Raw genomic sequence first — 25,447 nt, 5'->3', positions numbered from 1 at the left:
GTGCAACGACCCCGGAGCCTCGCGGGTCTTGCCGACGGCGACGGCGCGGCCCTGCAATGGGGTATCGGCCCCAGCGCCGGGTGCTGTCGTGCCGAGAGCCTTCGCGCAGCAGGCGGCCCGCACTGGTGCCGGCCCTGTTCCGGGGGCTGCAGCCGGTGTCTCCCAAGTGGCCAGGAGCGGGAAGACGAGCCGTCGCCGCAATCCGAGGAGAAGCCATGACCGCAGCGTCCGAACCCCGCAGCGTTGCCACGGTCAGCGCCTGCCCCGTACCGCGAGCTCGGCAGCCGGTGGGGCGGGGGACCGGTCCCCCGTCCCTCGGGCGCGGGGCTGCCGGGGTGAGCGGCCCGGGGATCCGCAGCCACCCGGCGACTTCGCCTGATCCAGCGCCGGCGGATGGCGAGGTCGTGGTGGCCACCGAAGTCACCTGGCCCGCGGGGGAGGTCACGGACTGCGAGGAGGTCGAGGGAACGCTCGGCCAGGCGCCTGAGGCAACGCTCCTGGTACAAGACGCTGCGGAGGTTGCGGCGCTGGACCTGCCCGAGGACGCGGACGTCGCCTACGTGACCCGGACCACGCTGGCGGTGGATGAGATCAGTGAGGTCATCGCCGCACTGAAGAAACGTTTCCCTGATCTGCGCGGGACGGGGGCCGCGCCATGACCTCACCGCCATCGCCCGCGACCCCGCTGGATCCCGCGGCCGTCGGCGACACCGTCGAGCAGCTGCTGTACGGATTCCTCGACGAGCAAGAACACGCGGCTCCCGACCTGCTGCCGGAGCTGGCCCTGTTCACCGGACAGCTCCGCGATTTCCTGGCAGCAGGAGGCAAACGCATTCGCCCCCTGATGTGCATCACCGGCTGGGCGGCGATCACCGACCAGACACCGCCCCCGGTGCTGTGGCGCACCGCGGCCTCACTCGAGCTCTTCCACGCCTTCGCCCTGATCCACGACGACATCATGGACCACTCCGACACCCGTCGCGGCCGGCCCACCGCCCACCGGGCGCTGGCCGCCCACCACCACGGCCACACCACCGCGGACCGGATGGGCGTCAACGCGGCGATCCTGCTGGGCGACCTCGCCCTCGGCTGGTCCTACGAACTCCTCCACACCCCTGACCTCCCCCCGCCCGAGCTCGCCCACGTGTGGCCGCTGCTCAACGCGCTGCGCACCGAGACCCTGGTCGGCCAGTACCTCGACCTGGCCACCACCGGCCATCCCACAGCGGATACGGACACCGCCTGGCGGATCATCCGCTACAAGACCGCCAAATACACCATCGAACGCCCCCTCCACCTGGGAGCCACCCTGGCCGGCGCCACCCGATCACAACTGGACGCACTCTCCGCATACGCCCTGCCCCTGGGAGAGGCCTTCCAGTTGCGCGACGACCTTCTCGGCGTCTACGGCGAGCCCGATCAGACCGGCAAGTCCAGGCTGGACGACCTGCGGGAGGGCAAACACACCGTCCTGGTCGCCACCGCCATGGCACAGGCCACCATGCCCCAGCAGCGCGCACTGTGCCGCCGGTTCGGCCACCCCCGGCTGGACGAGGCAAACGCAGAAGTGATCCGGGACGTCCTCACCGGTACAGGGGCCCGTGAAGCAACCGAGCAGATGATCACCGCAAAACGCGATCAGGCCCTGACCACGCTGGAGACCGCCGACCTCCTCCCCGGAGGCACCCACTGGCTGCGGCACTTCGCGCACACCATCACCAGCCGCACCGCCTGACCGACCCGCATCGCAGTCCCGACCCGCATGTCGCAGAGGGAATCGAATCGTGGAGGAGAACCATGACCCGCGTCCACAGTGCAGCCCCCGTGCCCGCCGGGCTGCTGGCCTTCTACTGCCCGCTCGATGTGGAAGTCAGCCCCGATATCAAGCTGTTCCAGCAGCGCACACGAGAGTGGGCCGAGCGGTTCGACCTCGGCGAGGGTGATCGGGAGCGGACCAGGATGCTGGCTCTGACCGGCTCCTCGTTCCTCGCCCACACCTATCCGCACGCAACCGGCGCCGTGGGACAGGCTCTGGCCGACTACAGTGCCTGGGGCTGGGTACCCAACGATGTGATCGGCTCCGGCTGCCCCCTACCGGAAGCCGTCTCGCTGATGGGCCGCTGGGAGTTCATGATGCACTCACCACACTCCTGGCCCGCCTCCACAGATCCGCGGGATGCCGCGCTGGCCGACGTGATGGCACGCTTGCGGGCCCTGCTGAGCCCGGTCAACTGGGAGCGTTTCACCGCAGCCCAGGGCACCTGGCTCTACCAAATGGGCTGGGAGGCCAGCCTCCGCGAACAGGGAGCCACCCTGTCGGTCAACGACTACCTGGCGCTGCGGTTCACCGCGGGCGCTGCGCTTGCCGCCGGGTCCTACATTGCCCCAGTCGAAGGTATCGAACTCAGCGCCGACGACTGGGCCCACCCGGTAGTCAGAGCAGCTTCAGCCGCCGGACTCCTCGTAGCAGTCCTCGACAACGATCGCTATTCCTACCTTCGCGAACGCCACCTGCCAGTCCAGAAGGAGAATCTGTTCCACGCCGTGCAGCGCGACCACCCCGGGCTCACCGTCACTGAGGCCATCGCCCGCGGCGTCGCCATCCGCGACCGCCTCATGACCCTCTACCTGCGCCTTCGCGAACAGCTCCTCACCGGCGCCGCTGACGACCTTCGCCGGCACGTGACGGGCATCGACCGCATCATCAGCGGCAACATCAACTTCTGTACGGCCACCACCCGCTACCTCCTGACCGACGCCATCGACATCACGACCAACACCGACAAACCCACAGACCCGAGCACCGCGCCGCTGCCCTACCCCACCATCGCCTGGTGGTGGGACCAGCTCACCCCATGACCGCGCCCCCGGCGGCCCACCCAGATCTTGACCAGACCTGCTCCTGATCGGTGCCGACGACGTCACGGTCCTGAACGCCTCCCTACTCGCCTTGCAGGCCGATCTCCGCCGGGGACGGACAACGTGCGGTGGATCACCGACAGCTACACCTAGTGAACTTCTCGTTCCTCCGGCCGGCCCAGCAACCCGATCAGCGCTGGCCTTGCGGGTGGCCACGGCTGCCGGTTGGCCAGAGCTGTACGGAAACGGGCCAGCAGCACCGGCGGAATCGACTGCAGGCAACAGGGGCAGGAGACGATCCGTTCGAAGTCGACCAGGTACGGTCCCACCTCCACCAGACGGGCCTCTTCCTCCTGTCGTTCCCGATCCGCAAGGTGCCGGCGCAGAGCCGTCGCCAGGTGCGAGCGGGCTTCGTGCTTGGCCGTCGGCAGACCTGTCTCGAAACCGACCCGCTGCCACGCGATGTCCGAGGGGTCGAATCGGGAGCCGCGCGTCGAGTTCCGCACTGTCCTGCAGGACCGGTTCTCCTGGCCGCGCCGGGGGACAGGAGATCTCGTTGGCCGGCACGGCGGCCCAGCCCACTCGACTGCCCGCGCTGTACCCGACCCAGCCCACGAGCCGATGCTCGCGCAGGACGTAGCGGACATGAGGAGCGGCGCGCCAGCTCACCAGGCTCCATCCAGGGCCGAGCGCGTCGACCCGGTCGCGACGGTCGAATCGTCCCCGCGAATCGGAGACGTCAAGAGCCTATGGTCGGTCAGACTCGAAAGGCCAGACGTCATCGGGGAACACGCGCGCGAACCAGTGAGGTTGGACATCCCGTAGCCGTAGCGTGCTCCATCGTCGCGGGTCCTCCGGTTCGGGCACGGCGACCTCCACGTCGGGACCGTAAGCGAATAGCCGCTCCTGGCAGACGCCGCACGGGGCCAGGACCCAGTACCCGCGATCAGCATCGGCGGCGGTCACGCACACCGACGCCACCACTCGCCGCCCCAGTTTGAAGGCTTCGCAGATCGCGCCCGTCTCATGGCACAGGCGCACCGCGTTGTTCGGCACCTCCGGTGCCGTACTCGTGAGGATCGCACCGTCGTCGAGACGCAGCGCGGCAGCCCCGGACCAGTCCTGCCCCGGAAAACGGCTACGCGCAAGTTCGATCGCCGCATTCACCAGATCCTGATCAACCGCCATGCGCGAACAGTACTCCCCGGGTCGGGCAGCGGCCTGTGGTGCCGCACTCCGATGCGTTCGGTTGGTGAGCGCCGGCCGGCTGGCCGACGTCCGATCACGGGCTTTCCGCGCGCCCGAACGGAGCATCCGTGTTGCCCGGGGGGAAGGGAGAAACAAGGCTGCTGAGGAGGGGGGCACCGTCTCGGACCCGGAGTCGTTCGTGGTCAGTATCCGCAATGTCTTCCGCTCCCCCGCACTTCCGGCGTGTGCGGCGCTCCTCGCCGCGCTCGTGGCTCCCGCGGCACACGCCGACGCGGCGCCGGTCAGCCTCAGGGTCACGCACGTCTACGCCAACCCCGAAAGCGGCAACGGCGTGGTCGTGCTGACCCTCAACTGCGTCCAGGGGCAGGACTATCTGGTCGCCGGAACCGTCGAGGACACTGTCGACCTCACAGCCCTGTGGGAGTTCGAGAGGGGCGGACGGTGCGAGAGCAGCGGCCCGGTCACCATCAGCCCCACCACGCTCACCGGACCCACGCCCACCGTCGGCACGCAGGTGAACGTCGTTGCGGACGCCACCGTCGGACCGGCCACGGACCTCACGACGCAACGCCTGACTGTCGAAGCGCTGCCGCCGCACACCGCCTCCGTCCTGCTGACGGGCGCCCATCCGGACCCGGCCGGCTTCGCCTTCGACTTCGGCTACCAGTGCACGGACGGCGACCAGGCCCAGGTGTTCGTCACCGCTCAGGACCCGGCCGGGCAGAACTGGGCCGGTGGCCTCCAGGAGATCGCCTGCACCGGCCAGTGGCGCGCCGATGCCGTCACGCTGCACGGCATCACCGGGCCACCCCCTGGGACCCGACTGGACACCTACATCCACCTGGTCACCAGCGCCGACATCCGAGCCGTCGACCACCGGGTACTCACCGTCAGCTGACCGGGCGCCGCTGCGAGAACTCTCAAGACCGCTGTCGGGCTGGGCACGCACTCGCCTGCCGCCGGTGCCCCAGGAGAGTCAGTGCCGCGGCCACGATGACGGCGTTCTTCAGGATGTACTGGCCCTCCAGCGTGCCAACTCCCGGTGCCCTCCAGGTCAGGTCGGGGAAGAGGAGCAGCGGTGCCGCAGCGCCGGCCATGTGTGCGAGCAGGACGACGACGGTGAGCCGGGGCAGCCGCCCGATGAACAGCATGACGCCGATGGCCAGTTCGAGGAGGCCGACGGCAATCCGCGCCGCGTCACCGGTGACGAGTCCGAACGTGAGCTTCTGCGTGGTCATCAGGACCAGTGGCTCTGCCGGGCTCAGCCCGGGCAGCAGTTTCGGCCAGCCGAACCAGACGAACACGCCACCCAGCGTGCACCTGAGTGCGAACCCGGCGAGGCGCGCGAAGGCCTGCTCCAGCCGGCAGCCGCCACGCGGTCCTCCGAAGTTCATCATTCTCCTCCGTTCGGCAGACGGGTCAGCCTGCGACCAGTCCGAGTCGAACGGCCACGCCCTTCCGCCCAGCGCCGCTCCCGGTCCGGTTCACAGGACCCTCGAAACCGTCCATCTACTGCACACCTCTTCCTGATGACGATGAAAATCCAGGCCGGATCACTGCGCTGCGAATATTTACCGGTGCGATCGGTTCGGATCGGATTCTGAATTCCGAGGTCGCAGTGGCGAGAATTTCCGGCGCCAATGACACCAGAGGCGCTCCGGCCCGGCTCGTCGCCAGCCTACCGGCTACGAGATTGCACGAAAGTTGACGATCGCATCGATTGGCGTCCACAGAGGCGCGGGACATCAACTTTCGCCCAGCCGGTTCGCCCAACGCTCCTGCTCGCCGACGAACCGACCGGCGCCTTGGACACCGCCGCCGGTACCTCGGTGGTACACCTGCTACGCGAACTCAACAGTCGCGGCACCACGGTCCTCCTGATCACCCACGACCGCGAGCCGGCCGCGTCCTTCCCCCGCAGAATCGGCATCAGGGACGGGCGGCGGCACGGCTGGACCAGCTCGGCGGAAACCTGCTGACCGTCACCCCCGGGCAGGACTTCACCGGCAAGCCGATCCTCCTTCCGCGCTAGTGCCGTGATGCTCGGCAACATCCCGCCGGTGCAACACGTCAGCGCGACCGGCGACACCAGAGCCGGTGCCTACCGCAACGACCTCGTACCACCGGAGCAGACCGCCGCCGGCCCGGTGACCGCCGTCGTCGTCGGTGCGTTGGCCGGCCTGTATCCAGCGCTACGGGCTGCCCGCATGTCCCCGACCAACGCCCTGCGCATGAGCTGAATCGCCTGCCGGGTGCCGTCGCGCTGCCAAGGCCGAACAGGTCGTGGGCCCGCTCCCAGGGCTGCCCCGTACCGCTCCAGCAGCTCGCGCCACGGCGCCACGGCGCGGGTGAGCCAGGTGCCGTCGTCAGACCCCCAGGGCCCGGTGGGGTGTTTCCGGGGCCGGGGTGCCGGTGGATCCTGGGCGGCGGCTACGCCGAGAGCAGGCACGCCGTGACACGGAGTAGGGCCGCACTCGGCGTAGGCGAAGTGGCCAGGGTGGCGGGGCTGGTCCAGGGTGTGAGGCAAGGCGCAAGGCCTGTGCCCCCTTCCTGGAGTCGCGAGGAGTCCCCATGTCGATGCGTGCGGTGTTGAAGGTCGCGGCGCTGGCCGTGACGATCAGTCTGAGCACTGGTGCGGTGGCGAGTGCCCAGACCGCCGGCTCGTTTGCCCCCAGCTCGGTCAGGTCGACGACGGCGGTGGCCGCAGCGGACACTCCAGTAGCAGCGGCGGCGGGGAACGCCGAGGCGATCGCCCCGGCCGAGGACCGCACGGAAACGCCGCGACAGCTTCCGGAGCTGGTGGACGAGACGGTGCAAAACGTGCTGCTGGACGTGGAGGTTCTCGCTCAATCCTTGCAGCAGAGCGCCGGGGTCATCGGAAGCAACGTCACGGCGACGGTAGCTTCCGTGCTCTCTGACGTCCTCGGGTGAACCAGCGCATATTCAGGGCACCGGCGCGGCGAAATCAGCCCCCGCTCGGGCTGCCGGAGTGGGGTCGGGGACTGGCGCGGCGGCTGATGCCCCGTCGTCGGCCCCCTCCTGTACCGTCTTTTCGTTCGAGGCCTCGCATCGGGCTGTGAGTCCGTGGGCCGGTGTTCTGGTGCAGCCCAGAACGTGGCGTGAGCCCGCCCCTGGGTTGGATCAGGCGCAGTCGCTGAGCAGGGCGATGGTGGTGGCGTCGGCTGCTGCGGCGGTGCTGCCGAACTGGGCCACGGTCACAGTGACTCCGTCGCCTTGGGCGTTGATCGCTTCCCCGCTGTCAGGGGCCTGCTCGTCGTTGGTGTCCGGCACGTAGGCGCACAGGACGCCCGGGATCTCCAGGACGTAGTTGCCCTCGGAGCTGTACAGGGGGTCGGTGTTGTTGTAGACCTCTCTGGCAGCCCCATACAGGAGCAGCAGCGGGACTATCACCGGGCTTACGGCGAGCAGCAGCGTGTTGTAGGTGGAGTTGTACTGGCAGAAGTCACCAGCGGGGCAGTTGTTGACGGTCACGGACGAGGCGTGAGCAGGGGCAGAAAGGCCGACGAGGCCAGCGGCGGCGAGAGCACCGGCGACAAGGACACTCGCAGTTCTCCGGCGTACGGACATGACTGATCACCCTTCAGCGCGGATCAGTTCAGACACTCGTGCTTTACGTGTCCAGGTGTTCACTATGAGTGTTACCACGGAGAATTGTCCAGGAGCAGGGCAGGTCGCGCCCGCAAGAGGCGTGCGCACTACGAACGGCTCGTCCAGCACTCCGAGTCGTCGATCCGACGAGTCCACGAGGCAGGCCACACCTGACAGTTGTTCAGCTAAAGGCCCCCGGCGGTGAACCTCCCCTGCCGCGGTGGTTGATCGGCAGGAGCGAGTCAGCCCGCGGTGAGCCGGTAGAGCTCGATGCCGCGGCGCTCCATGACCAGGTGATAACCCAGTGCGGGCAGCTCGGGCAGGCGGGGGAGCTCTCCGGGGAAGACGGGGATTCCGCCGCGCGCCGGGACACTGACCAGCAGCCAGTCGGGTTTGGTGCCACTGTCCAGTACGGTCGGGAACTGGTAGACACGGGCGCGGTCGGTGAGTTGCGGTGCCAGGAAGTTGATGACGCCGATCCGCGCGCCGTCGGGTACGGCGGCCATCACCTCCCGGGCCGGGACGGCCCACGGGCTGGGCTTCCAGGCGGGTCCGGCCAGATCACTCAACGGCAGCCGGGGGGCCATCAGGACGCTCACCGCCACGCTGACGGCGCCAGCGTGGCGGAGCGCCGGCGGCTGGATCCGGCCGCGCTCACGCAGTCTGCTGAGCGCATCGACGAAGGCCGTGAAGACGATCGGCATCAGGACCGCGCTGTAGTGGAACTCCTGTCCCCAGTAAGCGGTGTTGGTCGACCAGAAGCGCCAGGCCAGCGTGGGCAGTGCGAGCAGGACCAGCGGTGAGCGCAGCGCCAGGAACACGGTCGGGGCGAGCAGGGCGATCACCGTTTCGAGCTTCTCGGACGGCAGCAGCAGCCGCACAAGTGGGTCACCGGTGCCCGGGGTGGCGGCGCTGAGGTAGTCGTACTGGCCGTGGGGGTTGAAGGCCGGGATGAGCACCAGCACGATCAGCAGCCCCGCCAGGATCCCGAAGGACAGCACCGCCGCGCCCAGTCGGCGACGGCCGTTCAGCAGGATGTACAGGCCGATCGCGGCGACGGTGATCGGCAGGTCCTCCTTGACCAGGACCAGCGGGAGCGCGTACGCGGTGGCGGCACGCCACTGCCGTCGCGCCAGGCGCTCCAGGCAGAACGCCAGGAGCGGGACCGCGAAAGCGATCTCGTGGAAGTCGAAGGCGACGGCCTTCTGCAGTCCCCAGGACAGCCCGTAGGCGATTCCGATCCCGGCACCGAGCAAGGGGGTGGTGGTGCGAATCGCCAGCCGCGTGACCGGTACCACGGATACCGCGAAGAGCGCGGCCTGGGCGACCAGGAGGGTCAGTGGGGAGGGAAAGAGCCGGTAGAACGGGGCGAGAGTGGCGAGGATCGGATGGAAGTGGTCGCCCAGCAGGTTGTAGCCTTCGCCCTTCAGTTCCGATACGGGGGCGCGCAGTTCGGCGTAGGCGCGTACAGCCTGCTCGAAAATTCCCAGGTCGTAGCCGGTGGACCGGAGCTGAAGATGCTTGGTGACCGACAGCGCGCCGTAGGCGGCGAAGAACAGAACGGCCAGCAGATACGGGGCGCTTCGGCGGAGTCGACGGCGGACCGAGGCGTTCGGCGCTGCCGGATCCCCGCGCAGCAGGCGGCTGAGATGAGGCGCCGGGGCCCCGCGAACTAACGTCATGATCGGCGTCCTGGACGAGTAGATCGGAAGTGATGAGTGGTCGCGCGGGGGCAGCGTGCGGACGGCCAGTGCGTCGAGGATCCGCGCATCGGCATCCCGCTCGAAAACCCCGGACATGGGCGGCATTGCTTCCGCGTTCCTTCGCGGGGCAGCCATCGGTTCAGGAACGCCCGAACGTCAGGTCGCCCTCCTGCACCGGGCGTGGAACACCGACCAACTCGCCGACCGGGTCCGGTGCTTCCTCCACCATCGGCAGAACCGAACGCACATCGTCCTAATAGAGCCTCAGGAGATCAAGGAACTCCCGCACGACGGGGACGGTCCGGTGGACAGCGAACCGTTTCTGGAACTGGCGGGAGATGCTGGAAGGTGTGCGGCCGAAGTGGGTTACGGCACGGTGGGCGCTGCACACGGCGGCATCGAGTTCCTTGAGAGCGAGCTGGGCGTCGACGACGAACAACATGTTCTCTGCGGCGAAGGGGAACGGACGGCGAAGGCGGGACACGGCATCGTCGTTGACCAGGTGGGCCAGGTGAGCCAGTGCCTGCTGTGGCCTGCCCAAGTGAAACCAGGTTCTTCCTGAGGCGGTGGCCAGCCATTCTTCATCGATGTCTCTGAGGTAGCGGATGGCCACGGGATCCTCATCGGCTCGGATGGCAGCCAACGCTCCAGCGGCACGGTCCAGGGCTCTGACGCTGTCGGTGACCTCACTGCGGAGGGCATGGGCCTGGGCCTCCAGGACGTGCAGCAGTACGACGAGACTCGGGGACGGGAGCTGGGGCATCTTCCGTGCTGCATCGATCAGGGGGAACACGTCCCTGGCGTCACCGGTGGCCACATGACTGTAGGCAAGGCCGGCTGTCTGAGCGGATGCCAGCAGGCGGTCACCGGCAGCGGTGGCGGCTCGCGCTGCCGCGAGATAACACCGTTCAGCCCTGGAGTTCAGGCCGCGGGCCAGCTGGAGCAGCCCGCACAGACCTGCGGTGCGTGACGCGATGTGGAGCAGCCCGGCACCGGCCTTCTGCTCGTAGCCTCCGTCAGCAAGGATTCTGGTGACCAGCCGGAACTCACCCACAGCGGCTGGGTACAGGTTCACCGGGCTGACCACCGGGACCAGCTCCTCCAGTACATCCACCCGGGCTGCGATGTCAGCTGCGACCTCGGCTGTGACGCGGTGTCCGTCGCGGACCGGCAGTGACTCCGGATGAGCCACGGCGGCAAGTAACTCCCTGACCAGCTTGGGGCGGACAGGGCCGGTCACGATGAGATAGGAGCCGATCTCGCTGCCAATCCGCCGTTCGATGTCACACAACGCCTCGACAGCACCGTTGGGGTTCCACGGTAGGGCCAGGAGCGCGGAGTCGTCGGTTGCCAGGTGGAGCCAGTGAGGCCAGCCGAGTCGCCGCACATCCTCCTCAGGAACCCGGTGGATATGCGCGATGGCGAACTGTGCGGTGAGTTGAGGCGCGGTCCGGCCGGACTCCCAGCGAGAGACTTTCTCACGCCGATCGGCCATGTGCCCGTGGCCCAGGGCCGCGTGGGTCTCAGCCACCAGTTGTGCGTATGCGGGATGCGAAAGACCGATCGATTCCCGCAGCCGTGCCAACGGGTGCCGCGCCATGTGACCACTCCCTTCTTGAGATGGACTCGGCTGCTATTTAAGCAACTTGACAGTGGTCAGGTAGGCGCCAAAGCCGCCACGGCTCTGCCTAGGCACAGGAGAGGCACGTCCGCCGATACTGGGCACGTGAAAGGCACTCCCAAGCCTCTTGACGCGCATCGCAGGTCTGCCCTTTCGTTGATCCACGAGGCATGCGCATCTCACCCGGTCCCAAGAACTCGTCATATCCAGAAGGTCAAGTGCAGGACTCCTGAGGGCTGTTCAGCACATCGGTTCCGACCGACCCCGTAATACCCCTGCGGCTCCCACCGCCGGCCTCCATTGCCGTGCCAAGACGCAGCAAGAACTCGGCACGAGTGGCACGGCTCGGCTGCACGGACCCCAGACCGCCTCACAGGAGATGACCAGGGTGATGCGGCAGAAAGGCAGTAGCGATGAACGGCAGCACTTCGACGCGTCGTCCGGCACAGGCACTCCTCGGTGCCCGCTGGTTGTTGTCCGCCAACGGTTCCAGCCCGTCCGCTGCCAGGATCACTGCCGACTGGCGCGCCCGCCGTCTCGGAGAGATCAGGGTCGGCAGGATCTTCGAACTGATCCGGGTCACTGACCAGCGCCTCGGGCAGGTCGCCTTCGAGGACCTCCTGAGGGCTCGGGTACCCGTCGGTCCTGTCCTGCTCAACCTTCCTCTGGGGGCTGTGGAGTTCTTGACCACCGCCGTCCCGGAACCAGGATGGTCGATGCCTGACAGCGAACACCTCACTCGTCAACTCACCAGGAGCAGCTGGGTGACGGTGAAGGTGCCGCCGCCCGGCCCGTACCGCATCGACGGCCGTGTGTGGCTGCGAGCCCCGGACGGCGGCCAGGCGCTCACCAGCCCCGCGAACCTCGCCACGGCGTTGAGCCGCGCCCGGTCCCTGATGCGTCGAGCTCCGGCAGTGGCGGGTCGGTGCCTTTCCCGCACCCCGTGAAGCGTCCCTCGCCCACCGCTTTCGCTCCCGGCGCACCCCGGCATCAGCCGAACGAGACATCCCCGCAAGGGTCGTCATCGGCCGAGCGGATCGCCTCGCTGACGCTCGGCGGCACTGGGGCCGGCGCGGCGCCCGGCGCTTCGGCGTCCCGGCCCAGCGCGGCAGCGCAGTCGGCTCCGAGGAGGATTCTGAGGCCAGGAGTCGCCCCGCTCTCCAGGGTGGCACCCGGGAAGAGTGCCGCCGCCGATTCCGCCTCGGCGCGTTCGCCGGGTCCGTGCTCGACCACCGTCGTGGCTCGGCCGGTCGTCGCGGCGTTCGCCCGATTGGTGACCGTGAAGTGCGACGACTCCAGGAGCGCCGCGGCCCTGCCGGCGAGCCCGGGCGTCCTGGTGGCGTTGTAGACGCCGACCTGGATGCCGGTGCCGTCGACCGCGGACCTACTGTCTCCCTGCGGCGTGCCGCCGGCGGGAGGTCCGGCACTCTGCCGCTCCCCGCTCTGCGGTTCTCCGTCCAGCGCCCGGTCCGCCTTGAGTGCCGCCCACAGTTGGTCGGTGTCGGGCTGCACCAGGGCGACCCGGGGGCCCTGGTAACGCCAGGGCGCGGTCAGGAACTTGGTCTCGTGCAGGTCGATGTCCTTGAGCGAGGCGGCGAACGACACCAGCTTCTGCGGCGAGTTCAGGCCGGCATCGACGGTCAGCGACTTCGTCGCCGCGTCCGCCAGTGGCAGCAGGGCGGTGGGATCCAGTCCCCGGCCCTTGACCTCCTTGATCAGTGCGGCCAGGAAGGCCTGCTGACGCTTGGTCCGGCCGATGTCCGAGCCGTCGCCGAGGCCGTGCCGCAGGCGGACGTAGTCCAGGGCCCGCTTGCCCGAGACCCGTTGCTTGCCGCGGGCGAAGATCTCCTCGCCGAGGCGGCCGAGGTTGGGGTTCAGGTCACTCTCGTGGACCGCCTTCGGCAGGCAGACCTCGACGCCGCCGACCGCGCCGGTCACGGCGGCGAAGCCCTGGAAGTCGACCACGATGGTGTGGTCGATCCGCAGACCGGTCAGCTTCTCCACGGTGTTCTGCGCGCAGGCCGGGTTTCCCTGCTCCGAACCGCCCACCGAGAAGGCGCTGTTGAACATCACCCCGGTGCGCGGCGCGGTCCAGTCGCCGTCCGGCAGCCGGCACGAGGGGATGTCGACGAGCGAGTCGCGGGGTATCGAGACACCGACCGCACGACGGTGATCGGCGTACACGTGCAGCAGGATCGTGGTGTCCGAGCGGGCCCCGCCCGCCTCACCGCCGCCGAACGCGCTGTTGTCCCCGCCGCGCGCGTCGGAGCCGATCAGCAGGACGTTCACGGGCATGCGGCCCTCGGCGTCGGCGGAGGCCGCCGTCGGGCGGTCCGTACTCAGGCCGGCGGCGTCGAAGCTGGTGAGGTTGCCGCTCAGCCGGTGGTAGACCAGCGCGCCCGCCACCGCGGCCAGCACCACCGCTCCCGTAAGCAGCCAGAGAGCTGTCTTCCTGATCCGCTGCTTCCAGGGGCGCCTTCGGACATGGCGCGCCCGTGTGGCACTCGTCGCTACGCGCACATCAACTCCCGTTCCCAGCCGCACCGAACATTCCGAGCTGGCGTGCGAGGACCGCAGCCTGGACCCTTTTCCGTTCCCTCCGAGCAATTCGTCCGCCGCGCGATCTGAGCGGTCGAGATGAGCTCGCCGACAGGGCGGCCGATCCACCAGCAGAAACGAGGGTGCGTGGCGGCCCAAGAGCTGTTGTGCTCAGGCGTGTCCTTGACGGGCCTCCTGGGCCGGACGCCCGGGCAGGCCCGTCAAGGACATGAGCAGTAAAGCCGCAGCGGACGCCAGTCGGGTTCGGACACCTTATGGCAAGGCATTCACCCGATCCACTGCACGGGATCAGCTGGATGACACTGTCTAGATACGGGGCGTCTTTACCTCTATGGTGGGGGTTTGGACCTGGTTGGATACATATGCCGCAGCCTCCACCCTGAAGCGATATGTGGTGTCTGGATCAAGGTTGTCCACGTAGTAGAACATCTCCTTGCCGCCGAATGGCGCATCCAGCTCTGCCACCGTCCCATCGTCCTTGAATACACAATACTTGGTCACCCCACTGGGATCCTCGGCAAGCTTCCAGTGAAGAAGGACCTGCTTCGTCGTCGTCGCTACGCCGGTGAATTCAGTCGGAGCCTTGATCACGCGCGTCTTGACCGAAACCTCCCGTCGCGTGGACTCCGAATGCTCCGAAAATGCGGCGACCTGGAACTTGTAATCCCTGAGGCTCTCAAGGCCATCTATGACTGTTGACACCTCTTTGCCGCCCGGCAGAACCGGCATCTCCTTCACCTTCTTGAACTCACCACTGCCCCGATCGTACTGATATATTCTCCAGCCGGTCGCAGCCATGACGTCGCCAGAATCCCAATGGAGTTCGACCGAGGATATGCCAGCTTCCGCCTTGAGATGGGTCGATCCGGTCACCGCGCGGGCGGTAGCAGAAACCTTCTCGTCATCAAACTCATTAGAGTATTCCGTATAGGAGAAGACTTGGAAATCGTACTTCTCCCCCGGCTTGAGGAAGGGGACTACGGCCGTCACTCTTCCCGTCTGATCAGCTTTGCCCTTAGGGACTTCCAGGACAGGCTTGCCGTCCAGCTTGACACGGTAACCGACAATCGTGGATACATCCCTGGGAGCCTGCCAAGTGAGGGTGGCACTGGACTCACCGATTGACTCCACCTTGGTATCGGTGGGGGACAGCCGCTTAGTCGCAGGATCGACACCTACTGCCGAAATCGAGGACGCCGCATCGTTCTGCACGGAATCCGCCACTGCCATGCCGGACCCCAGAAGCGTGCTTACGACCACGGCACCAACGATTGCCGCCCTCTTTGACCTCGAAGCCTTGGAGACCCTGTTCATAGGAATACTTCCTGTTTGTGGCCGGGCACATCCCACGGACACCCTGGCGCTTCGCTGAATCATTCCATGGAGCGTCAGCACCAAAGTTGCCCGGATCGGCGGCATTAGTAGCAGATAGTCAACGAATGTTGATTCAGCCATTCACAAAGTGGATTCTTGATGCCACAGCATCACCGAGGTCGTTTCAAGTCCCGCTCGACCTCCCGGGCATCACCTGACCTGCTCGCTCACAAGATCACGGGACTTTGCAACGGCCCTGCCGCATCGTCAGCGTGATGCACACTCACGCCCTCCTTGCCCCGTCGGTCTCTTCCCCCACGCCCGCGAAGTCAGCGCACCCCTGCGGGCGCGGGTCAGCCCCTGTCCTCGCTGCCGTCGGCCAGCCCGAGCTGGTGCGCCAGGATCGCGGCCTGGGTCCGGTTCTCCAACCCGAGTACGCCCAGCAGCCGCGAGACGTACGACTTGACGCTCCCCTCCGAGAGGCACATCCGCTGGGCGATCTGGGCGTTGGACAGGCCCCGCCCGACCTGCCGCAGCACCTCGCGCTGCCGCTCGGTGAGATTGGCCAGCCGACCGTTCAGCTCCGAACCGAGCCGGGCTGCCGCGACGTTCGCCTCTGTCGAGGTGTCCACCAGGCGGGTCGCGGAGGCCGGCGCGAGTGCGATCCCGCCGAAGGCGACCATCCGGATGGCGTGCAGGATCCGTTCGGGCGGCGCGTCCTTGAGCAGATAGCCACTCGCGCCGGCCCGCAGCGACTCCATGACGCCTTCACTGGTGTCAAAGGTGGTCAGGACGAGCACGGCAGGCGGCTTCGGCAGCGTCAACAGCCGCTTGGTCGCGGTGAGTCCGTCCATTCCGGGCATCCGCAGGTCCGTGAGCACCACGTCCGGCCCGAGTTCGAGGGCGCGTGCCACGGCCCCCGCACCGTCGCAGGCCTCACCGACCACCTCGATGCCGTCGGCGGCGTCGAGCAGCGTCCTCAGTCCAAAACGCACGAGCGGCTCGTCGTCGACGAGAAGTAGCCGGATCACCTGTCATTCCTTCGCTGTCCCGGGAGTTGACCACTCCGGCTGGTCGGTTGGGTGGCCGTGTCGCGCCGCCCGTCGGCGCCGTGCGCGGCCGGGGCGCCGTCGGCGCCGGTTGGGACGCGCAGGTGGACCAGCCAGCCGCCACCGCTGGTCGGCCCGGCCTCGAACTGGCCGCCGAGCAGCATCGTGCGCTCACGCAGCCCCAGCAGGCCGAAGCCCGACCCGGCGGCCGACACCGCCCGGGTGGCATCGGCCGGACGGCTGTTTCCCACCCGCACCACCACAGCCGTCGGCTCACGAGTGATCGTGATCCTCGTCTCCGCATCCGGCGCGTACTTCGCCACGTTGGTGAGCGCCTCCTGGACCGCGCGGTAGGCCGTCAGGGCCACCTCCGCCGGGACGTGGTCGCCCCCAGCCGCCGCGGGCTCGTAGTTGATCCTCAGGCCACTGGTACGGGCCTCGGCGACCAGGCCGTCCAGGTCCGACAGCCGGCGGCCGACGATCACCGAGTCCTCGCCGGTCCGCAGCGCACTCAGCACCTGGCGCAGGTCGCCCATCGCGGCCCGCGCGGTGTCGCCGATGGAGCGGGCGAGTTGACGGCTCTGTGGCCCCGAACCCCGGACGAACTCGATGGCTCCGGCGTGCATGGCCATGATCGCGATCCGGTGGCCGAGGATGTCGTGCATCTCCCTCGCCAGCCGGACCCGCTCCTGCGCCTTGACCTGCTCCGCCCGCCTGGCGCGCTCCTCGCGCAGTGCGAGGATCGTCCGCTCGTAGGCGGCCATGACCAGGCCGGACAGCACCGCGAAGAAGGCAAGCGTCGCGGTGAAGACCACCTCCCGCCCCAACGGCATCGTCAGGTGCCCCGGCAGCGCGATGCTCAGCACGACGAATGCCAGACCCAGCAACCCGATCGCCACCGACCGCCACCCCTGCTGGTACTTCGCCACCGCGTAGAGCGCGAGGAGGACGGGAATACGGGCTCCGTTGAGAGCCAGGCCCGCGACAGCGACCACGGCCACCACGACGGGGGCCTCGCGCCACCACAGGAACGCCACGGACACCGCCAGCCCGGCCAGGGCACTCGACAGCACCCCGTGCAGCAGCCCCGGTGTGCGCTCGTAGGCGAGGTGCGCGGTCTGGGCAGCGACCAGCAGGACGATCAGCAGGTTGCCCCGCGTCCACCGGGTCCCCTTCACCGGTGCAAGTAAGGCGAAGTACCCGCGCTCGAAGACGTCCGGGCGGTCGAGCCTGGCAACCGTGGGCCGCTCGCGCACGTCAGACACCACCACGACACGCGCCGATTCCCCACCAGGCGGTCAGGGACGGCGCCGGGCGGGCGCCGGCGCGGGCCTGCTGGACATACGTGGTGCGATTCGAGGTCACCGGGACGACGATCCCAGCTGGCCGGCCGAGGTCACAGAGCTCAAGGACCTCCCCCTCGCGGGACTTAGGTCCCATGCACTTTAGGCAACGAATACTGACCTCTTTCGTGGCACCCGTAATCCACTTTCCGCCCACGGCGGCGCGGCAGTGTTTGGCAGGCATTCACGCCAACCCGTTGTGAGCACAACCAATGTGGAGGAATTTCAACGGCAACACCATCCAGGCAGGCACCTGGAACACCGCCGACGTCACCAGCAGCAAGCCGGGCCAGGCGGTCGTCAACGTCAAGGACCTGAAGCCGGGCGACGAGGACCACACCGCCTCCGCCAAGGTCGACTACAAGTTCACCGCCGACAAGAACGCGGTGGACAAGAGCTTCGCCCAGGTGCTCATCAAGGGCATCACCGCCAAGGACAAGCAGAACACCCCGATCCAGGATGTCGCGCAGTCCGAGCTGGCCAAGCACCTGCACCTGAAGTTCATCATCGACAGCTACCCGGGCGACCCCGACTCGGTCGTGGAGAACAAGACGCTCGCCGAGTGGTACCAGGAGAGCAAGAAGGACAACGGTCAGGTCCTGCTCCTGAAGGACGGCAAGCTCAGCGACAACCCGGAGCACAGGAAGAACAACAAGAACGCCCTGGTCTCCTGGTGGCTGGACAAGGACGTGGAAGCCAGCGCGCAGCTGGCCAGCATCGCCTTCGACATGGGCGCCCAGGTGGACGTCCGCCCCTGACGATCACCGCCGCGATGCCCAACCCGTGGGCGGGTTCCCGATCCTGGATCGGGAACCCGCCCACGGGCCATCGCCCACCGCGTACAAGCAGACAAGCAGACAAGAAGGTTTCCGAATGGACAGCGGACAGCAGCGGACAGCGTCCGCCGAGGGCGCTCCTGACGGAGGTGCCCCTGGGCCGGTGCCGACGGCCGGTCCTGCGTCGACAGCGACCGCAGTGGAGGGCCCCGCACCGGAGAGCTGGTGGCACATCCTGCGGGTGAGCGGCTGCCGCACCGCGGTCACCATGGTGACCACCCTGATGTGCCTGCCGATGGCGGCCGTCGCGCTGGGCTGGAGCCCCGCCGTCGTGGTGTCCGGCTCGATGGAGCCGTCGATCAGTCGGGGTGACGTCGCCGTGGTGCAGCCGGTGAAGGCCACCGAGGTCGGCGGCGGGGCGATCGTCGCCTTCCGCGACAGCTCCCACGGCGGGCAGTTGACCACCCACCGCGCGATCAAGCGCGAGAACGGCGACTCCTACGTGACCAAGGGCGACGCCAACCGCACCCCCGACGCCGCACTCGTCACCCCGGACAAGCTGGACGGTGTGGTCGCGGTCCTGGTCCCCTTCGTGGGCAGCGCGTGGCTGTGGTGGCAGGAGGGTTCCTGGGGCCTGCTGGCCATCGTGGTGGTGCTGTACGCACTCGCCATCCGCGGCTGCCTGTCGAGCCGCGAACCGCTGGCACCCGCCGAGACCGACGGCCACGTGACGAGTACTTGAGGAGCAGCAGCAGATGGACCACGGCACACACGAATCCGCGGCGCACCCGCCGTTCACCGAACCGGCCTGCGGCTGTTCCTCCGCTCCGGAGCCGAACCCTCGCCGGTACGCCAGGAAGCTGGCGAACGCGCTGGCCGGTGAGGGCGGCGAGAACGCCGACCGGGCGCTGCGGGCCCTGGAGGAAAGGACGGACGTCCTCGCCGTGGGTCTGCTGCGCCGGGCTCGCCGGGTCCGCGACCTGGTGGTACGTGAAGCCGCGCCGGCCGCCAGGGAGCCATCGGCTCCCGCGCCGGCTGCCTCGGAGCGAGCCGACACCACCGCCTCCGCCGCGCACCCCGCCGACGCGCCGGCCCGCCTGATGGCGAGGCTGCGGGCCGCCCCCGGACCGCAGCGCACGGTCGGTGACCGCAGGCGGCCGCCGGACTTCCTCCAGCTCGTCCCACCCACCAGCGTTGCGCCGACCCGGCGGTCGCCCGCTCCCGCACCCGCCGAGCCCGAGCGACCCATCGTCGGCACCCCGGGTTCCCCGCAGTGGACGCGGCCCGCTTCGACCCCGAGCGGGACACCGCCGTACGGGACTCCGCTCGGGGTCGGCCCGACACCGGGTGCACCTGGTGTGAACAGCACGGTCATTCCCCTCCAGCAGATGCATGCCCACTCCGATCGACGGCGTCAGGAGACCGCCGAGGCCCAGGAGCGGGTGATCATCGAACCGGTCGGCCCCTCCCCCTCCCCCTACTTCGCCGATCCCCAGGGCCGCTTCGACCGTCTCGACCAGGTCGACGACCTCGGCCCGGGGTGGAGCCTGGCGAGCTGGCACGCCGCACCTCATGTCCGCTACGTCCTGCGCGAGCACCGGCCGGTGGGCTGGGTCGAGTACAGCGGGGGCAGCCGTGCGGGCTGGGCCGCCGTGCTGGCCAACGAGGTCCTCTGCCACCCGGCCCGACCCGGGGAACCGGTGCTGCACGCCAGCGCGGAACTCGCGGCGCACACCATCCGCGTCGCGCGCGACAGCCTCCGCTAGCCCGGGCTGGGGCAACGGATCCCCCAGCCCGCAACAGAAGCCAGGAAGAACGCCATGCCCGGAGCGACAGCCACCCCGACGACCGGACCCACCGCCCGGCGGCGGCCCCAGAGGGTCCGAGGCCGCCGCCGGGCGGTGATGACCGTGCTCCCCGCTGTCTCCCTCACCCTGGCCCTGGGGCTGGCCGGTTGCGGCGGCCCGACGCAGGCCGACCCGGATCGCCGGGCCGGCCTGTCGGCCGTGCACGGGACACCGTCATCGACGGAGAAGGACGTGCTCTCGCGGCTCCCGGCCCAGTTGGCGGCCGACGGCACCACCGTCGTGGTCGGCGATCCGGCCGCGCCGCACACCGTCCGCGTCCACTCGGACTTCCGCTGCCCGTTCTGCGCGCGGTTCGAGTCGGTCAACGGTGCCGTGCTCGCGCGGGCGGCCGCCAAGGGCGGGGTGAAGGTCGAGTACGTGCTGACCTCCTTCCTGGACGGGCGGCTGGGCGGGCACGGCTCCCGGAAGGCGACCAACGCGGCCAGAGCCGCTCTCGAAGCAGGCAGGTTCCCCGAGTTCCACGCCGCGCTCTTCGCCCGTCAGCCCGACGACGAGCTGACCGATGCCTACACCGACGAGCGCCTCCTCCGGATCGCCGACGAGGTACCGGGCCTGCGTGGCGAGGTCTTCGACCGGGCGGTCCGGGGATCGGCCTACCAGGACTGGGTGGCCGCCTCGCAGGTCGCACACGAGAAGTCCGGTGTCCGGACGACACCGACGGTCCTGGTCGACGGCGCCAGGGTGGCGGACCAGGTGAAGTACGACAGCACGGCATTCGCGAAGCTGCTGGAGAGCTCCGGCGTCCCGCTCTGAGCCCCCCGCCCCCGATGTACCGCCAACGCCGCCTCGGCTCCATGAGCCGAGGCGGCGTTGTGTGCTCGCCGTGCCGCACCGGACGGCCTCAGCCCAGCGCACCGCCAAGAACCCCCAGCGCCCACCGGAGCAGCCAGGCCAAGAGCACCGCGAACGGGATCACCAGGACGGCCGCCGTGATCCGCCCGCGGGGTCGGTCGGTCATCCCGCGTGGGGCCATGAGTACAGCAGCCTTCAGGCGCCCCGGGTTCGCGCGCATCACGCAGCACTGGACCGCGACAGCCGCGATGACGCCGAGCACCACCGGGTATCCCCCAGCCGGCTCGTTCCACCCGTTCCATCCGTTCCATCCGCTCCAGAGGACGGCCGGCTCGGCGATGAACGCGCCGGCGGCAGCCGCCGCGGCCACGGGCCGCACGCGAGGTGACCGGGCGGCGAACCCGACCCGCGCGGCGACCGCCCCGACGGCCGCCGCGCAGGCGATGAGTGCGACGCCCAGCGGCACGCCGTAGTCGGCCGAGCCGAGGACCAGGCCCGCCCCCAGATAGCACGCCGCAGCGATGGCGAGGCCTGCGCTGCCGCGCCGCACCGCCCGGGCCCGCGCCGGGGCGAAGTACCCGAGGAGTCCGGCGGACAGCGCCCACAGGGCGATCGAGGGCGCGATCGGCCGCAGGTCGGCGTCGTACGTCGACAGCATGAGCGAGGACAGGCCCAGGACCGCGTAGCGGATCGCCACCGCCCAGCCGATCGGCAGTCGTCTGGTCGTGGGCCCCGTGGGCGTCACGGGCGTCGCAGGTGTCGTAGGTGTCGTAGGTGTCGCAGGTGTCGCAGGCCTCATGGGCGGATCACTCCTCCAGCGAGAGGAGGTCGGCGAGCCCGGCATCGATGTTGAGGTAACCGCTCTCCTTCCCCGGTTCGACCACCTCGATGGTCTCGGTCAGGAAGTCCCCAAGGCTGTCGGCCACCAGGGACAGCACGCTGGCTCCCCCGGGATACCTCAGGACGAGCTCCACGCGATCTCCGCGATGCTCGTGCCGCACCGGGAGCACGAGCACGTCGCCGCCGCCGACCGGCTGCCGCAGACCGTCGAGCAGCAGGTCTCGGCTGAGAACCCAGGTCCGCCGCAGTGCAATTCCGTCGAAGATGACAACGGTCACCTCGTACGGGCAGCGGGAGTCGTAGACGAAGGTGCCGTGGACCAGCACCGAGTCACCGGCATCCCGCGGTTCGGGGAGGAGCTCCATGATCAGTTTGCGGGCGATCATCTGCATGGTGGTAAACAGCCTTGCTCGGGGGTGGGGGCGCGGTGGACGGGAACTCCGGGCGGGGCGGTCATCCGACGCGGCCGTAGAGGTTGGGGCTGTAGGAGTCGAACGAGGAGATCCGGACGGTCTTGCCGGGCCGCGGGGACTCCAGGTACCGTCCGTCGCCGAGGTAGATCGCGACATGGTGGATGCCGCGGACCGAGCCGTTTCCGCTCCAGAACACCAGGTCCCCACGCTGGAGTTGGGATCGGCTGATCGGCGTGGTGGCGCGGTACTGGTCGGCCGCGACGCGCGGCAGGGCGTGGCCGGCGCGCCGGTACGCCTGCTGGACCAGGCCGGAGCAGTCCCAGGCGTCCGGCCCGTTGCCGCCCCAGACATAGGGGTCCCCGAGCTGGGCCATCGCGTAGGAGACCGCGGCCTCCAGCCCCGGGGAGGCGGGACCGGGGCTCTGGGACGGAACGCCGCCGTGGCCCGTCGGCGCGGACGAACGGCCCACGTAGCGCTCGTACTTGTCCTGGTGGCTGGTCCAGTACCAGTGACCGTTCTTCTGGTACCAGTAGACCCGGTCCGCCGCGTCCCAGCCCTGCCGCCCGCGGAAGGTCGGCTCACCGACGCGCCCGCTCGACGATCCCGCCGACGGTGTCGAGCCCACCGACGAGTGGCCGGAACCACCCGTCCGTGCAAGGTACTTGTCGTAGTGCTTGGTCCAGCGCCACCCGCCGGAACCGTCCTTGAACCAGTACTTCGAGCCGTCCCACCCCGCATGGCTGGGTGCCGGTTCGGCAGCCGCCGGGCCGGCCCCCGCCGCGACCAGCGCGGCCGCGCCGACCGCGGCGGCGACGGCCCCGCGCACCAGGCAGCGGCTCGACCTTCCGGCCGCCCGTGCAGGGGTGTCGACCCGCCCCAGCGCACAGCCGGCGCAAGAGCAGTCCTCGGGCGTCTCTTCGATGAAGGCAGGGGTCTGCATCGGGTGTCCTCTCTCAGGTCAGTTGGTCTTGGCGGCGGTTCCCCGCGCCGTGACGAGGGCCAAGGTCAAGTCCTTGATCAGCCTCTGTCGTTCACGGTCGTCGAGGTGGACGAGACCGCCGGCCGTGAGCCGCCGCACGGTCTCGTCGGCCGTCCGCACCACGGAGTCGAGCGCCTGGTCGCGGTGCTTCGCGTCGATCGCGGCGAGCTGTTCACGCCGCATGGCCGCCGCCACCGCCGGCGCGTACTCGATACGGGTGGGCTGCGCGTCGTACAGTGCCAGCCCCACCGGCGCGCACCGCTCGGCGAGCACCCGGGTCAGCTCGGCACCGAGCGCCTCCACGTCGCGCAGCGTCGGGGTCTCCTCGTGGAAGGCGTCCGCCGGCAGCCTGGCCAGCACCCGGACGGTCGCCGCCTCGACCTGCTCACGCAGGAATTCGAGGTGGTCGTCGACGGTGAGCAACGCCCGTGCGCTGTCCCGAACCCGCCACACGACGAGGACCACGACGCTCAGCGGCATCCCCCGGGCGTCCACCACCGCCATCGGCTCGCTGCGCCAGTGCCGCAGCCGCACGTCCACCCGGCGGCGCAGCACCAACGGGCTGACCCACAGCAGGCCGGTTCGCCGCACACTGCCGCGGTAGCGGCCGAAGAGCGTCAACACCCAGGCGCTGCCGACCCGTCCGCGCGTCAGCCCGGCGAAGGCGAGCAGCGTGAGCAGGGTGCAGCAGCCGAGCGCACCGGCCTGCCAGAGACGCGGCCACACCGCTTCGGAGAACTGCCACAGTCCGGCCCGGCGAACGAAACGCTCGGGCAGCACACCCAGGCAGCACACCACCCACAGACAGCCCAACACCCCCAGCGAGCCCGCCGGCACCGCCCACCAGCCGGACAGCACCGGCCCCGGCTTCTCGGCAAGCCGCTGGTCGGCTTGCGCCACCTTGCGCGCGGCCCTGTCCCGGTCGGGCGGCCGGGCCGATTCGTCGCGGCCCACGGGCTCGCCCTCGTCGGCCGTTCCGGCTCCCACAGCTGCCTCGGCTGCCTCGGCCGTGTCAGGTGCCGGGCGGTCCGCAAAGACCGAGCTCTGCTGAACCCAGCCATCGGCCTCGCCGGGCGAGCCGCCCGGCGGGACCACGCTGATCGAGTCCGGCGTGCTGCCCTGACTCGGTGGCACCGGCGACCAGTTCGGTATCCGATGAGGTGTCACCAGCACCCCCGGGGAGGAGAGGGGACGACTGCCCGCGGTGCGATTGCTGCCGCCGCCAACGACCCTTCATGGCAACCGACACGGCCTGACTTCATACGATATTTCTTCCTTGCTCATCGCTTCATCGCTTGTCCGCGGCTGTCCCGCCACGCGGTGCACCGGCCCGCGCCCGGTTGGTGAACTGCCGCAGGTCCCGGGCTCATTGGGGACTGTGCTGAGTTGCGAGGGCCTCGACGGAGTTCAGCGGGACCGCAACGAACCCCGTCTCCGCGGCACGGGCGTAGGAGTTGCTGCCCGGGACCTCCGCGAGGGGGCCGGTGAACGGTCGGCCGGCCAGGTCCGACGCGCTCCAGCACCCCGCCCTGCTGAGGATCACCTGGTCGCCGACCACCGGGGCGACGCGCACGGTCGGGCCGTCCACGCTGGAGGACCGGGGCCGGACGATCCCGAAGAGGCTGCCGTCCGCAGCCCAGAGCGAGCCGGCGTCCGTGCCGGTCATCGGTCCCGAGGGACCCAGCGCACTGTAGATCCAGGCGTGGCTCTCCGAGGCCACGGTCGGGCCGCTCACCGTGCGAACGTCCGTCAGGCGCAGCTCGACGTAGCTCGGGCTCTCCGGGCCGGGGCGGCCGGTCAGGGCGCCCTTCGCGGTGATGACCGAGGCGCCGCTCTCCCGCGCGGCCGCGAGTACCTGGGCCAGCGGGTCGACCGGGCACGCGGGTCCAGCCGCGACGGCTGATCCCGCGTCGTGGCGTTCCGGTGTGCCGGGCCGAAGGACGGTGCCGCCGTTGACGCCCAGCGCGACGATGCCGCCGATCACCACGGCGGCTGTCACAGCGGTGACACCTGCACGCCTGCCGCTCACGGTTGTCGCTTCCCGAGTATGCCCAGGTATCGGGAGGCGACGGTGCCAGCCGGACACACCTTCGTCCGCTGCGGCTGCTGCGACAGCGAGCCGGACGAGTGCGGCTGCGGCTGAGCGGACGGCAGGAACGGGGAGTCGCTCGTGGCGGAGCCTGTCGTACGGGCGGTCGCGGATCCGGCCAGCGCAACCGCGACCAGGCCGAGGTCGGGGTGCCGGGTGAACTTCATCTTCTCTCCAGGTCTAAGGGCCGCGAAGAGTTCCCGTTCAGAATCCTCTGTCCGTTCGATCATCGCTTCGCGAAACCTGACCCATCATCACGCACCGAGCCGCAACGAAAGTGGGTCCTTCCCTGGCCGAAAGTCACTGGCCTCGATGACCGGACACCTGCTCGCGCCCCGTCAGCCGAGGCTTCGGCGTGGTGCGCACCGACCACCCCCGGCGGGCAGGTAGACAGGGGGTATGGTCCGACTCCCGCGCCGTTCCT

General features: G+C 69.3%; 25 protein-coding genes and 1 pseudogene. 12 read left to right on the top strand and 14 right to left on the bottom strand.

The genetic code is table 11. The features are described from left to right. The first annotated feature begins 404 nt into the window (after window positions 1-404). The 3 genes from ACFZB9_RS19400 (at window position 405) to ACFZB9_RS19390 (ending at window position 2,859) form a co-directional block, all read left to right on the top strand. Window positions 405-659 (top strand): hypothetical protein, encoded by a 255-nt coding sequence (locus ACFZB9_RS19400; protein ID WP_391448663.1) that lies wholly within the window; start codon window positions 405-407, stop codon window positions 657-659. Beyond that, a complete protein-coding gene (locus tag ACFZB9_RS19395) occupies window positions 656-1,735 on the top strand; it encodes a polyprenyl synthetase family protein (RefSeq protein WP_391448662.1) in 1,080 nt (359 codons plus the stop codon). The genes ACFZB9_RS19400 and ACFZB9_RS19395 overlap by 4 nt, the downstream gene beginning before the upstream one ends. A gap of 62 nt (window positions 1,736-1,797) precedes the next feature. Continuing rightward, the gene (locus ACFZB9_RS19390) at window positions 1,798-2,859 is read left to right on the top strand and encodes a hypothetical protein (RefSeq protein ID WP_391448661.1); all 1,062 of its coding nucleotides are present in this window, start codon (window positions 1,798-1,800) and stop codon (window positions 2,857-2,859) included. 747 nt (window positions 2,860-3,606) lie between these two features. Here ACFZB9_RS19390 and ACFZB9_RS19385 read toward each other — a convergent pair. Then, a complete protein-coding gene (locus ACFZB9_RS19385; protein ID WP_391448660.1) occupies window positions 3,607-4,047 on the bottom strand; it encodes a cytidine deaminase in 441 nt (146 codons plus the stop codon). A 199-nt stretch (window positions 4,048-4,246) separates the two neighbouring features. On the opposite strand from ACFZB9_RS19385, the gene ACFZB9_RS19380 reads away from it, so the two are divergent. Next, entirely contained in the window at window positions 4,247-4,966 is a 720-nt protein-coding gene (locus tag ACFZB9_RS19380; protein ID WP_391448658.1) for a hypothetical protein, read from the top strand. Window positions 4,967-4,988: 22 nt separating this feature from the next. On the opposite strand, the gene ACFZB9_RS19375 is transcribed toward ACFZB9_RS19380, so the two are convergent. After that, entirely contained in the window at window positions 4,989-5,462 is a 474-nt protein-coding gene (locus tag ACFZB9_RS19375) for a DoxX family membrane protein (protein WP_391448656.1), read from the bottom strand. 375 nt (window positions 5,463-5,837) lie between these two features. Here ACFZB9_RS19375 and ACFZB9_RS19370 point away from each other — a divergent pair. From ACFZB9_RS19370 to ACFZB9_RS19360, 3 genes and pseudogenes are all read left to right on the top strand, one after another. Then, window positions 5,838-6,047, top strand: a pseudogene (locus ACFZB9_RS19370) (hypothetical protein); the annotation flags it as partial. A gap of 81 nt (window positions 6,048-6,128) precedes the next feature. Further along, window positions 6,129-6,308 (top strand): hypothetical protein, encoded by a 180-nt coding sequence (locus ACFZB9_RS19365; RefSeq protein ID WP_391448654.1) that lies wholly within the window; start codon window positions 6,129-6,131, stop codon window positions 6,306-6,308. Between the two features lie 331 nt (window positions 6,309-6,639). Continuing rightward, window positions 6,640-6,999 (top strand): hypothetical protein, encoded by a 360-nt coding sequence (locus ACFZB9_RS19360; RefSeq protein ID WP_391448652.1) that lies wholly within the window; start codon window positions 6,640-6,642, stop codon window positions 6,997-6,999. 210 nt (window positions 7,000-7,209) lie between these two features. On the opposite strand, the gene ACFZB9_RS19355 is transcribed toward ACFZB9_RS19360, so the two are convergent. The 3 genes from ACFZB9_RS19355 to ACFZB9_RS19345 form a co-directional block, all read right to left on the bottom strand. Beyond that, complete coding sequence (locus tag ACFZB9_RS19355; RefSeq protein WP_391448651.1) at window positions 7,210-7,560, bottom strand: hypothetical protein; 351 nt, start codon at window positions 7,558-7,560, stop codon at window positions 7,210-7,212. A gap of 359 nt (window positions 7,561-7,919) precedes the next feature. Beyond that, window positions 7,920-9,476 (bottom strand): DUF2079 domain-containing protein, encoded by a 1,557-nt coding sequence (locus ACFZB9_RS19350; protein ID WP_391448650.1) that lies wholly within the window; start codon window positions 9,474-9,476, stop codon window positions 7,920-7,922. A 157-nt stretch (window positions 9,477-9,633) separates the two neighbouring features. After that, window positions 9,634-10,980 carry a hypothetical protein gene (locus ACFZB9_RS19345; protein WP_391448648.1) on the bottom strand — a complete coding sequence of 449 codons (1,347 nt, stop codon included), beginning with the start codon at window positions 10,978-10,980 and terminating at the stop codon, window positions 9,634-9,636. Between the two features lie 434 nt (window positions 10,981-11,414). Here ACFZB9_RS19345 and ACFZB9_RS19340 point away from each other — a divergent pair, with 434 nt between their 5' ends. Then, window positions 11,415-11,948 (top strand): hypothetical protein, encoded by a 534-nt coding sequence (locus ACFZB9_RS19340; protein ID WP_391448646.1) that lies wholly within the window; start codon window positions 11,415-11,417, stop codon window positions 11,946-11,948. Between the two features lie 43 nt (window positions 11,949-11,991). Here the strand turns inward: ACFZB9_RS19340 and ACFZB9_RS19335 are convergent, their stop codons facing one another. From ACFZB9_RS19335 to ACFZB9_RS19320, 4 genes are all read right to left on the bottom strand, one after another. Next, window positions 11,992-13,419, bottom strand: a complete 1,428-nt coding sequence (locus tag ACFZB9_RS19335; RefSeq protein WP_391448644.1) for an LCP family protein — start codon at window positions 13,417-13,419, stop codon at window positions 11,992-11,994. Between the two features lie 447 nt (window positions 13,420-13,866). Continuing rightward, complete coding sequence (locus ACFZB9_RS19330) at window positions 13,867-14,874, bottom strand: fibronectin type III domain-containing protein (RefSeq protein ID WP_391448642.1); 1,008 nt, start codon at window positions 14,872-14,874, stop codon at window positions 13,867-13,869. Between the two features lie 353 nt (window positions 14,875-15,227). After that, a complete protein-coding gene (locus ACFZB9_RS19325; RefSeq protein ID WP_391448640.1) occupies window positions 15,228-15,905 on the bottom strand; it encodes a response regulator in 678 nt (225 codons plus the stop codon). Continuing rightward, entirely contained in the window at window positions 15,902-17,179 is a 1,278-nt protein-coding gene (locus tag ACFZB9_RS19320; RefSeq protein WP_391448638.1) for a sensor histidine kinase, read from the bottom strand. Before ACFZB9_RS19320 ends, ACFZB9_RS19325 begins: the two co-directional genes overlap by 4 nt. Before the next feature lie 299 nt (window positions 17,180-17,478). On the opposite strand from ACFZB9_RS19320, the gene ACFZB9_RS19315 reads away from it, so the two are divergent. The 4 genes from ACFZB9_RS19315 to ACFZB9_RS19300 all read left to right on the top strand — a co-directional run bounded on the left by ACFZB9_RS19315 (window position 17,479) and on the right by ACFZB9_RS19300 (window position 20,663). Continuing rightward, complete coding sequence (locus ACFZB9_RS19315) at window positions 17,479-18,024, top strand: hypothetical protein (RefSeq protein ID WP_391448636.1); 546 nt, start codon at window positions 17,479-17,481, stop codon at window positions 18,022-18,024. Window positions 18,025-18,241: 217 nt separating this feature from the next. Continuing rightward, window positions 18,242-18,784: a signal peptidase I gene (locus ACFZB9_RS19310; protein WP_391448634.1), complete on the top strand. Its 543-nt coding sequence runs from the start codon at window positions 18,242-18,244 to the stop codon at window positions 18,782-18,784. A 13-nt stretch (window positions 18,785-18,797) separates the two neighbouring features. Further along, window positions 18,798-19,808 (top strand): hypothetical protein, encoded by a 1,011-nt coding sequence (locus tag ACFZB9_RS19305; protein ID WP_391448633.1) that lies wholly within the window; start codon window positions 18,798-18,800, stop codon window positions 19,806-19,808. A 144-nt stretch (window positions 19,809-19,952) separates the two neighbouring features. Continuing rightward, window positions 19,953-20,663, top strand: a complete 711-nt coding sequence (locus ACFZB9_RS19300; RefSeq protein WP_391448631.1) for a DsbA family protein — start codon at window positions 19,953-19,955, stop codon at window positions 20,661-20,663. Between the two features lie 88 nt (window positions 20,664-20,751). Here the strand turns inward: ACFZB9_RS19300 and ACFZB9_RS19295 are convergent, their stop codons facing one another. The 5 genes from ACFZB9_RS19295 to ACFZB9_RS19275 all read right to left on the bottom strand — a co-directional run bounded on the left by ACFZB9_RS19295 (window position 20,752) and on the right by ACFZB9_RS19275 (window position 24,933). Further along, the gene (locus tag ACFZB9_RS19295; protein ID WP_391448629.1) at window positions 20,752-21,447 is read right to left on the bottom strand and encodes a hypothetical protein; all 696 of its coding nucleotides are present in this window, start codon (window positions 21,445-21,447) and stop codon (window positions 20,752-20,754) included. A 61-nt stretch (window positions 21,448-21,508) separates the two neighbouring features. Then, the gene (locus tag ACFZB9_RS19290; RefSeq protein WP_391448628.1) at window positions 21,509-21,928 is read right to left on the bottom strand and encodes an SsgA family sporulation/cell division regulator; all 420 of its coding nucleotides are present in this window, start codon (window positions 21,926-21,928) and stop codon (window positions 21,509-21,511) included. Window positions 21,929-21,995: 67 nt separating this feature from the next. Next, window positions 21,996-22,781, bottom strand: coding sequence for a C40 family peptidase (locus ACFZB9_RS19285; RefSeq protein WP_391448626.1), 786 nt, complete (start codon window positions 22,779-22,781; stop codon window positions 21,996-21,998). A gap of 132 nt (window positions 22,782-22,913) precedes the next feature. Next, complete coding sequence (locus ACFZB9_RS19280; protein WP_391448623.1) at window positions 22,914-24,068, bottom strand: SPFH domain-containing protein; 1,155 nt, start codon at window positions 24,066-24,068, stop codon at window positions 22,914-22,916. A gap of 232 nt (window positions 24,069-24,300) precedes the next feature. Beyond that, window positions 24,301-24,933 (bottom strand): hypothetical protein, encoded by a 633-nt coding sequence (locus ACFZB9_RS19275; RefSeq protein ID WP_391448621.1) that lies wholly within the window; start codon window positions 24,931-24,933, stop codon window positions 24,301-24,303. Window positions 24,934-25,447 lie beyond the last annotated feature (514 nt).

Source organism: Kitasatospora sp. NPDC008050 (assembly GCF_042957465.1).
Classification (GTDB): domain Bacteria; phylum Actinomycetota; class Actinomycetes; order Streptomycetales; family Streptomycetaceae; genus Kitasatospora.
This window is presented reverse-complemented; position numbering and strand designations above follow the sequence as displayed.

Bases quoted from the DNA above. Each gene is read 5' to 3' on its own strand.
- ACFZB9_RS19395 (WP_391448662.1), top strand. From the start codon at position 656: ATGACCTCACCGCCATCGCCCGCGACCCCGCTGGATCCCGCGGCCGTC.
- ACFZB9_RS19390 (WP_391448661.1), top strand. From the start codon at position 1,798: ATGACCCGCGTCCACAGTGCAGCCCCCGTGCCCGCCGGGCTGCTGGCC.
- ACFZB9_RS19385 (WP_391448660.1), bottom strand. From the start codon at position 4,047: ATGGCGGTTGATCAGGATCTGGTGAATGCGGCGATCGAACTTGCGCGT.
- ACFZB9_RS19375 (WP_391448656.1), bottom strand. From the start codon at position 5,462: ATGAACTTCGGAGGACCGCGTGGCGGCTGCCGGCTGGAGCAGGCCTTC.
- ACFZB9_RS19360 (WP_391448652.1), top strand. From the start codon at position 6,640: ATGTCGATGCGTGCGGTGTTGAAGGTCGCGGCGCTGGCCGTGACGATC.
- ACFZB9_RS19350 (WP_391448650.1), bottom strand. From the start codon at position 9,476: ATGTCCGGGGTTTTCGAGCGGGATGCCGATGCGCGGATCCTCGACGCA.
- ACFZB9_RS19345 (WP_391448648.1), bottom strand. From the start codon at position 10,980: ATGGCGCGGCACCCGTTGGCACGGCTGCGGGAATCGATCGGTCTTTCG.
- ACFZB9_RS19340 (WP_391448646.1), top strand. From the start codon at position 11,415: ATGAACGGCAGCACTTCGACGCGTCGTCCGGCACAGGCACTCCTCGGT.
- ACFZB9_RS19330 (WP_391448642.1), bottom strand. From the start codon at position 14,874: ATGAACAGGGTCTCCAAGGCTTCGAGGTCAAAGAGGGCGGCAATCGTT.
- ACFZB9_RS19315 (WP_391448636.1), top strand. From the start codon at position 17,479: ATGTGGAGGAATTTCAACGGCAACACCATCCAGGCAGGCACCTGGAAC.
- ACFZB9_RS19305 (WP_391448633.1), top strand. From the start codon at position 18,798: ATGGACCACGGCACACACGAATCCGCGGCGCACCCGCCGTTCACCGAA.
- ACFZB9_RS19290 (WP_391448628.1), bottom strand. From the start codon at position 21,928: ATGATCGCCCGCAAACTGATCATGGAGCTCCTCCCCGAACCGCGGGAT.